The sequence below is a fragment of the Paenibacillus sp. 01T422 genome (genome assembly GCF_056398785.1).
Genome location: NZ_JBFTQB010000190.1, coordinates 1 through 8,389 on the forward strand (window position 1 = coordinate 1; position 8,389 = coordinate 8,389).

The 8,389-nt window shown below is 48.8% G+C and carries 9 protein-coding genes and 2 riboswitches; of the genes, 4 read left to right on the forward strand and 5 right to left on the reverse strand.

From position 1 onward, the window contains the following. The 3 genes from AC1DUA_RS12980 to AC1DUA_RS12990 all read right to left on the reverse strand — a co-directional run. The coding region (locus tag AC1DUA_RS12980; protein WP_477500155.1) for an ATP-binding protein at positions 1-1,009 on the reverse strand (1,009 nt) is incomplete at its 3' end. Positions 1,010-1,032: 23 nt separating this feature from the next. Next, positions 1,033-1,683, reverse strand: a complete 651-nt coding sequence (locus AC1DUA_RS12985; protein WP_477500156.1) for an urea amidolyase associated protein UAAP2 — start codon at positions 1,681-1,683, stop codon at positions 1,033-1,035. Positions 1,684-1,707: 24 nt separating this feature from the next. After that, positions 1,708-2,424: an urea amidolyase associated protein UAAP1 gene (locus AC1DUA_RS12990; protein ID WP_477500157.1), complete on the reverse strand. Its 717-nt coding sequence runs from the start codon at positions 2,422-2,424 to the stop codon at positions 1,708-1,710. 72 nt (positions 2,425-2,496) lie between these two features. Continuing rightward, a riboswitch (guanidine-I (ykkC/yxkD leader) is annotated at positions 2,497-2,598 on the reverse strand. 191 nt (positions 2,599-2,789) lie between these two features. Next, positions 2,790-2,892, forward strand: a riboswitch (guanidine-I (ykkC/yxkD leader). 87 nt (positions 2,893-2,979) lie between these two features. On the opposite strand from AC1DUA_RS12990, the gene AC1DUA_RS12995 reads away from it, so the two are divergent. Further along, on the forward strand, positions 2,980-4,338 hold the full coding sequence (locus tag AC1DUA_RS12995) for an APC family permease (protein WP_477500158.1): 1,359 nt from the start codon (positions 2,980-2,982) through the stop codon (positions 4,336-4,338). A gap of 51 nt (positions 4,339-4,389) precedes the next feature. Here the strand turns inward: AC1DUA_RS12995 and AC1DUA_RS13000 are convergent, their stop codons facing one another. Further along, on the reverse strand, positions 4,390-5,376 hold the full coding sequence (locus AC1DUA_RS13000; RefSeq protein ID WP_477500159.1) for a Gfo/Idh/MocA family protein: 987 nt from the start codon (positions 5,374-5,376) through the stop codon (positions 4,390-4,392). Positions 5,377-5,844: 468 nt separating this feature from the next. Here AC1DUA_RS13000 and AC1DUA_RS13005 point away from each other — a divergent pair, with 468 nt between their 5' ends. From AC1DUA_RS13005 to AC1DUA_RS13015, 3 genes are all read left to right on the forward strand, one after another. Then, positions 5,845-6,822 carry an aldo/keto reductase gene (locus tag AC1DUA_RS13005; protein WP_477500160.1) on the forward strand — a complete coding sequence of 326 codons (978 nt, stop codon included), beginning with the start codon at positions 5,845-5,847 and terminating at the stop codon, positions 6,820-6,822. Between the two features lie 159 nt (positions 6,823-6,981). Then, positions 6,982-7,404 carry an SRPBCC family protein gene (locus tag AC1DUA_RS13010; protein ID WP_477500161.1) on the forward strand — a complete coding sequence of 141 codons (423 nt, stop codon included), beginning with the start codon at positions 6,982-6,984 and terminating at the stop codon, positions 7,402-7,404. 1 nt (position 7,405) lies between these two features. Then, a complete protein-coding gene (locus AC1DUA_RS13015; protein ID WP_477500162.1) occupies positions 7,406-7,786 on the forward strand; it encodes an ArsR/SmtB family transcription factor in 381 nt (126 codons plus the stop codon). A 371-nt stretch (positions 7,787-8,157) separates the two neighbouring features. Here AC1DUA_RS13015 and AC1DUA_RS13020 read toward each other — a convergent pair. Next, positions 8,158-8,389: hypothetical protein (locus AC1DUA_RS13020; RefSeq protein WP_477500163.1), on the reverse strand; the 232-nt coding region annotated here is incomplete at its 5' end.

An 8,389-nucleotide genomic window follows, 5' to 3' on the forward strand; every position in this document is an offset into this window, starting at 1 on the left:
GCTTGCGGATAAGCGATTGGAGCTTGCGGATAAGCGATTGGATGTCCGTCAACTCATTTGCCGCTTCACGCACCATCCACTCAGCAAGATCAACCCCCAGCACTTCCTCCGTAACACCGTGCTCTACCTGAAGTCTCGTGTTCACTTCCAGGAAGTAAAAGTCGCACGTTTCCGGATCATACAAGTATTCCACCGTACCTGCGCTGCGATAGCCGACCTCAGCTGCCAAACGTTTAGCCGAAGCAAACATCGCCTCACGGACATCGTCCGTTAGATTCGGGGCCGGGCTTTCCTCAATGACCTTCTGGTTGCGCCGTTGAATGGAACAATCGCGCTCGCCGAGCGTAACGACTTCCCCGAAGTTGTTGCCGAAAATTTGCACCTCGACATGGCGCGCTCTGGCGATATACTTCTCAAGGAACATGCCGCCGTTTTTGAAATTCGTCTCCGCCAAATGGCGCACGCTGTCATAAGCGGCCAATAATGCCGCCTCATCCGCACAGACGCGCATGCCAATGCCGCCGCCTCCTGCTGTGCTTTTGAGAATAACCGGATAACCAATTCGCGTTGCTTCTATAAGTGCAGTTTCAAGATCTGTGATAAGCGGCGTTCCCGGCAGCATCGGTACACCAGCTCTTTCCGCGATTTCGCGAGCGGAGTGTTTGAGCCCGAACATTTCCATTTGCTCCGGTGTAGGTCCGATGAACACAATTCCCTGATCGCGACAAGCCCGGGCGAAATCAGCATTTTCACTCAGAAAGCCATAGCCAGGATGTATCGCCTCAGCACCGGTTTCCAGCGCTGTTTGCAGAATCAACTCCGTATTCAAATAGCTTTCCTTCGCCGGCCCCTCGCCGATCAGAACAGCTTCATCCGCTCCATCCACATGCAGACTATCTTGATCTGCTCCTGTATAAACAGCAACCGATGCCACTCCGAGCTTGCGCAATGTGCGCTCAATGCGTACAGCGATGGCACCACGATTAGCGATAAGTACTTTTGTAAACATCGTATCCACACCCCTTTGAATTTCTATTTATCCCAAATTAGCACCTGAATCGGTGTTGGATTGTAGGCATTACAAGGATTGTTAAGCTGCGGGCAGTTACTAATCAGCACCATGGAGCTGCCCGTCGATTGAACTTCCACATAACAGCCTGGTCCGGAGACACCATCATCGAACTTCAAACCACCATCTTCTGTAACCGGCACATTCATAAAAAAGTTGATATTCGGCGCCAAATCCCGCTTCGTATACGCCCCATCGTGCTGTGCAAGCTGCAGCATGAAGGTGTCTCGGCAGTTGTGCATTGACAGCTTGTCGTGCGAGTATCGCACTGTATTGCTTTGAGCCGAACAGGAACCACCAACGGTGTCATGCCGCCCACATGTATCCGCTACGATTCGGAGCAGCTCCTTGCCGGACTCGGCACGCAGTACTGAGCCTGTGCTCAAATAAATATTGCCTTGACCCGCAATCGTCGCTACAGCACTGTAGTGATCTTCAGGATTTTCAGCATCATAAAATAAGGTATCTGCCGCCTGATTCCCCTCCAGATCAACAATCCTCAGCACTTGACCTGGCTTCAGCACGCGCATCCAACCGTCCCCCGCTTGAATGACTTCGCTATGAATGGCCTCCTCGGCTCTGCGAGGGCTTTCCACACGATTAAATACCGCCATATCCGTTCCTCCTCCGTGTTTTTATTAACTAAGCAGTGCGTGGTATTCCCAAGTATTTTCGAAAGCCCGGCGATTCTCCGAACGATAATTAACGCAAAAGTCATCCATGCTTACAGGATCAGCCTGCAGCACCTCGATGTTAACGGGCACCGATGGATAAGTGGTTCTAGGATCAAGCGGATTAGGTGTATTAGAAAGAACGAGCAGTGTATCTAACTCTGTCCGAAGCGTCACCGTTGCACCTGCGGGGCAATGCGTTAGACTGAAGTGCATATCGCCCTGCTCATCACAAAACACCTTCGAGAATAAGTTGAGGACTGGCATCATATCCCGCATGCTAAGCCCGTTACGAACAAGCTCCACGGCGAAGTTCTCCTGCCCGCTCCGCAACCACTCATTGCGCAGCTCCTGATAATTAGTCACGCCATACTTAGCATCCGTCGCTGCACGACTCGTGTACCCGCTAAGCGGATCATGCCAACCTATGCTGTCTTCCACGATGCTAGCGAGCACTCTTCCATTGTCACTCATCAGCACATGTCCACGCGTCAGATGGGCGGTGTACTGCGCCTTCAGCGTATCCGGCATATTGTAGCGCTCCGTCAAATCCCGCGCGTGGAACAATTGGATGGACACATTCGCTCCCGCCTCCAGAGCCGTAAACCGAATCAATTTCCCTTTAMCAATCACACCCGACCACTTGCTTCCTGGGCTTATTGTCTTGTTCCACACGTTTGCCATCGTATCCATCTCCTCCTGAATGCTTGTTAAACAAAAAGGGAGACATCACAAGACGCAGATCGTCTTGGTGATATCTCCCAGGTTTTTATCCTTCCGTGTCGCTCCTCATCATAGAAGCGGTTTACTCTCGGACCAGCCCGGTGGTGTGCCGGCGGAACCCTAGTAAACAATCGTATTCGTTTGTGTTATTAAACATAACATTGACTAAGGAATGTGTCAATAACTTCTAGTGATTTTACCTTTTTCACGCAAAATACTTCTCACACGCTTTACAATGTGTTATATTAACTTACACAAATGGCGTATAGTTAACATCAATGCTGCGATACGGTTACTTTTCCACTTATAAGTAATGATTCATGACATACAAAGTTTTCTAGGGTTCCGCGATAGCTTAAGCTTCGGTCTGGTCCAAGAGAAAACGCACAGCTCACCCTGTGTTCACGGAGGGACAAAAGCCCGGGAGGATATCTGTTTTTAGATATCTCCTTGGCTTTTTTGCATATCAGCGCCTGACGGTCGACCACAGCACCAACGATAAGGGAGTGTATCATCATGACAAAAGAAGTCCAACTACGGAAGTCCTTAAGCTTGTATCAAGTCGTCTACATGGGTCTTGCTTGGATGACCCCTATGATTTATTTCTCCATCTATGGGATAGCTTACGAGAATGCCCATGGGATGCTGACACAGGCGTACCTGCTCGCTTTTATCGCGATCTTCTTCACAGCTTACAGCTATGGCGTTATGTCCAAATCGTTCCCCACATCAGGCTCCGCCTACACGTATACGAAAAAAAGCATCCATCCCTACCTGGGCTTCCTCGTTGGTTGGGCACTGCTGCTGGACTATTTCTTCTCCCCAATCATCGCTTGTCTTACCTTCGGCATCTATCTGCATGCCCAATTTCCGTCCATCCCAGCTTATGTCTGGATCATTGGACTGAACATCATCCTTGGTATCGTCAATGTCATTGGCATTAAATTTTCTGCGAATATTAGCAAATTGTTCGTTTGGATTCAAATTTTGTTCATTGGTGTGTTCTGCTTCTTCCTTTTCCGCAATTTGACGGGGGATGTTCATCCGATGGGCTTATTCCTCCAAACGGACGTGCCGTTCTCCACAATCCTAGCCGGTGCTTCAATCATTTGTTTCTCCTTCTTGGGTTTTGACACGGTCACAACCATGTCCGAAGAAACAGTGAACTCCGAGAAAACGATCCCTCGGGCCATCATGATTATCATCCTTACAGCGAGCATCCTTTACCTAGTGCCATCTTTTCTGACTCAGCTAATTTATCCACACCTAACCTTCGTACATGTAGATTCAGCCGGCTTCGAGATCGTCAAGCTAGTTGGCGGGGCCGCACTCAGTTCTGTGTTCATCACCGTACTCATACTCGCTATTTTTACGCAAGGCTTGTCATCTGTAACGAGCGTTTCCCGCCTACTCTATGTCATGGGGCGCGATGCCATCCTGCCTAAACGAGTGTTTGCCTTCCTCCATCCGAAGTTCAATACACCGGTAATCAATATCGCGATCGTGAGCTGCGTCTCCCTGCTGGCCCTCGTGATCTCCTTAGACAATGCGGTCAAATTCGTGAATTTCGGCGCGCTAACAGCCTTCTTCTTCGTGAACATCTCTGTCATCGCGCAAAAATACATCAAGGAAAACCAACGCTCCATGAAGCATACCTTTCTGTATCTGGTGCTCCCCTTAATAGGAGCAGGCTTCATCGGCTATCTATTATCGCTGCTAGATCGGGACGCATTATGGATGGGCGGTGTCTGGCTCGTTATCGGGATTGTGTATCATCTGCTCCGGAAAAAAGTTAGCTCCGACCCAGCTGGAACCGTCCTCGCTCCTATGGCTATATCAAGTAAACCCATGCGTACTTCCGGTTCTATTAAATAACTAAAAAACCGAGCGAACTCAGGACTGTTTCCTGATCATCGCTCGGTTTATTTATTTGCGGTCTGCCGGGAATACAAGTCCCATTTGTTTTCTAGCTTCGTCCATAATGGCCATCGCGATGCTGGAATTGGCATGTGAGTTCGTCTCGGACTCCGATGCTCCGCTTTGGATCAGGCGGATGAACTCTTCCGCTTCATAACGCATCGTTCTAACACTCTGCTCGCGTGTAAGATCTTCTACAGAGCCATCCCGGTAGCGGATTTCAACTTTCTCCGGCTGGTTGATTTTATCAATAACCATCGTTGCGTGCTCGCCCTGGATTTCTGTCGGCAAATAAGAGCTTGCGATTTTGGAGTGCATAATCACCGCATCCATCTCTTTGTAGCTCAGCAGAAGACTGCCTTCGCCATCGACACCGGATTCCAGCAGCATGCCGCTTGCTTGCACACGATCTGGGGTTCCGAACAGCACCGCCAGCGGATAAATACAGTAAACTCCAAGATCCATCAGGGACCCATTGGAGAAAATGGGATTGAATGCATTCAGCACCGTCCCTTGCTTATAAGCATCATACCGCGAGGAATATTGGCAGTAGCCTGCAAAATAACGGCGGATAGGTCCAAGCTTGTGCAGATTCTCTTGGATCGCTTTGAAATTCGGCATCAGCGTGGACTTGAGCGCCTCCATGAATACAACCTTGTTGCTGCGCGCAGCTTCGATCATCGCGGACAACTCAGCCGTATTGGATGCTGCTGGCTTCTCGCAGAGGACATGCTTCCCGTGATTCATGCAGTAGACGGCGTACTCAGCGTGAAGCGAGTTCGGGCTCGCGATATAGACGGCGTCGAACGCATCGCTTTGCACGAAAGCGTCCAAGTCCGTAAAGCGGTGAGCGACCTCGAATTTAGTGGCGAATTCCGCCGCCTTCTCCTCCGTGCGTGAGTAAACAGCAGTTAATGCGAATTCTCCCGTCTCGCGGGCTGCGTGAATGAACTCTTCTGTGATCCAATTCGTTCCTATTATTGCAAAACGTATCATAGTGTCTCCTTTGTTAGTTAGGGGAACTATAGTCCTCTATTTACTCGGAAAATTGCTTTTCGCGAGCGCAGAGGAACTACAGTCCTCTATTTCGTCGTTTTTGATGGAATTTGGAGTCTTTGCGGGCAAATAAGACCCTGCAGTTCCGTCTGTGGGGCTATTTTGGCGACTATTGCTGAAATAGCGGACTGTAGTTCCTCATCCCGACACGAATGCTGGTGATGTGACAGTTTCCACCAATTTGTTCTTTTTACTATACCTGATTTGGCCTAGTTGTTAAAGGGTACGAGCACCTGGTTAGTTAGTAACTTTATCTATAGAAGGTTACGTTCAACACATCAACTGTATAAAACTTCACTACTTTCACTGACGTAGAAACTTCTATAAAATAGAAACTATCATCACGACGTACAAGTCTTCAACAAATTAGTACTTACTAATATCAAGAGGAATGTGGGAGGATGAATCATGAAATATTCGTATTTAGGGAAATCCGGCTTAAAGGTCAGTCAATTATGTCTAGGAACAATGAACTTTGGACCGGAAACTGAGGAAAAAGAAGCTTTTAAAATTATGGATGCCGCATTAGATGCGGGAATCAATTTTTTCGATACAGCGAATGTGTACGGAGGCGTAGAAAGAAGAGGCTGGACGGAAGAAATTATAGGCCGCTGGTTCAAACAAGGCGGAGGCCGCAGAGAGAAAGTCATTCTTGCGACCAAAGCCTATGGCGATATGAATGATCCCCACGATGGACCTAACTCGGAGCGCGGGTTATCTGCTTACAAAATCAGACGTCACCTGGAAGCTTCTCTCCAAAGACTGCAAACCGATCACATTGAGCTTTACCAAATGCATCATATCGATCGCAACGTGTCTTGGGATGAGCTGTGGGGCGTTTTCGAATCCGCTGTTAACCAAGGCTCTGTCGACTATATAGGCTCTAGCAACTTTGCAGGCTGGCACATTGCCTGTGCGCAAGCTGAAGCTAAAGCCCGTCACTTCCTAGGCTTAGTCTCTGAGCAGCATCTATACAATCTGCTCGCCAGATTGCCTGAACTGGAAGTGCTTCCCGCTGCCGAGAAGCTCGGACTTGGCGTCATTCCATGGAGTCCGCTTGCCGGCGGCTTGCTCGGTCGTAATGCCTTGGCAGGCACAGGTGCCCGCAGTACGCGTTCTGCCGAACGAGTTGAGAAGCATCGGAGCCAATTGGAGCAATTCTCAGCACTCTGCAAAGAAATCGATGAAAAAGAAGATGTTGTCGCCTTGGCTTGGGTACTCTCGCATTCGGCTGTTACTTCACCGATCATCGGCCCGAGAACAATCGAGCAGCTTCAAGATTCGTTACGTGTACCTGAGGTTTCGCTTAGCGACGAGACTTTGAAAAAGTTGGACGAAATCTTCCCTGGCCCTGGTAAAGCGGCTCCGGAAGCTTACGCTTGGTAAAGTTGTAGTGGCTACCTCCTAGGGGGTAGCCTTTTTTTATTCCTCTTGACATGAAACCAAAAGGTTTCGTATAATCCAACATGTAACCATTTGGTTTCGCATTTCATGAGCGAATGTATTTTTGGACAACCACACATCATTCATTGGAGGAATTTTATAATGAGCAATCAAGCAAACACACTGCAAGACATCGTACAAACAGTCGTTTTTAACGCACCGATTCAAAAAGTATGGGATGCCGTTGCGACTTCCGAAGGCATCGCGGCTTGGTTCATGCCGAATAGTTTCAAGCCGGAAGCCGGTTATGAATTTCACTTGGAAGCCGGACCTTTCGGCAACTCCCCTTGCAAAGTGACGGACGTTACACCGCCAAACCGTCTTTCCTTCGCTTGGGGTAAGGATTGGTCGCTTACATTTGAATTAAAAGATGTAGATGGCAAAACAGAATTTACCCTCATTCACTCTGGTTGGGATGTGGACAAGGCTACGGAATTTGGCCAACCTCATTCCGTTGTTCGCGAGATGATGGCGAACGGCTGGGCAGGTATCGCGAAGAGACTTACAGCTTACGTCGAGGCTTAAGATGTCAGCCTCCTCGCAGAAACATGATGTGTTTCAAGCGATAGCCGATCCGACGCGCCGTCAGGTGCTGAAGCTGCTTCGTGAGCAGGAACTCCCTGTGACCGTGATTTCCGGTCATTTTCCGATGAGCCGCACCGCGGTGTCCAAGCATCTACGCATCTTAGCCGATGCGGGCTTGGTGAAAGAGCGAAAAGTCGGCCGCGAAACTCGCTACAGGTTAGAGGCTGAACCGTTGATGGAGCTCAAACGCTGGCTTTCCTATTATGAGCGTTATTGGGAAAATAAATTAAACGCACTGAAAAGGTTCGTCGAGTCTGATGACGAGGATGACGACAATCCCTTTGCTGCACTGGAATTGGTGGATCCGACGAAACACGATTAACTTGATGGAAACCTGGCTGCTTTGGGCCAGGTTTTTTGGTTTAGGCGGTTAGGGGGTATTAGTTCTCTACGTTGTACTTCGTGCAACGTAGAGGGAGGAATTTGACCCGATTGCTCCTCTATGTTGCACTTTGTGCAATATAGAGGGCGAAAATCATCCATTTCAGCCCGTTTGGGAGCAAATGATTGCATTTTGTGCAAGCTAGAGGCTTACAACGTGCCTGATTGCTCCTCTACAGTGCACTTTGTGCAATGTAGAGGCCTACAACTTGCCTGACCACTCCTCTACACTGCACTTTGTGCAATGTAGGCAAAAGTGGATCTATAGCGGAAAGTAGCAGCAGTAATCGGCACTAACTCCAAGTAATCTATCTACTCCTGTGCCCAGTTCCGGTTGACGCTCCATGTAGATGGTTCATCTGAGATAGATGGAAAAGCTACCGTTAATCTGCGCTGTTTGGTGGCATGGAACGGAGTAGCGGTAGAGACTACAGCTAAATTGCTGGTAGCTGGGCGAAAACCAGTAGAAACGCTGATATGAGTGGTAGAAACTGGAGTTAATTGAGCACAAGTGGATCTATAGCGGAAAGTAGCAGCAGTAATC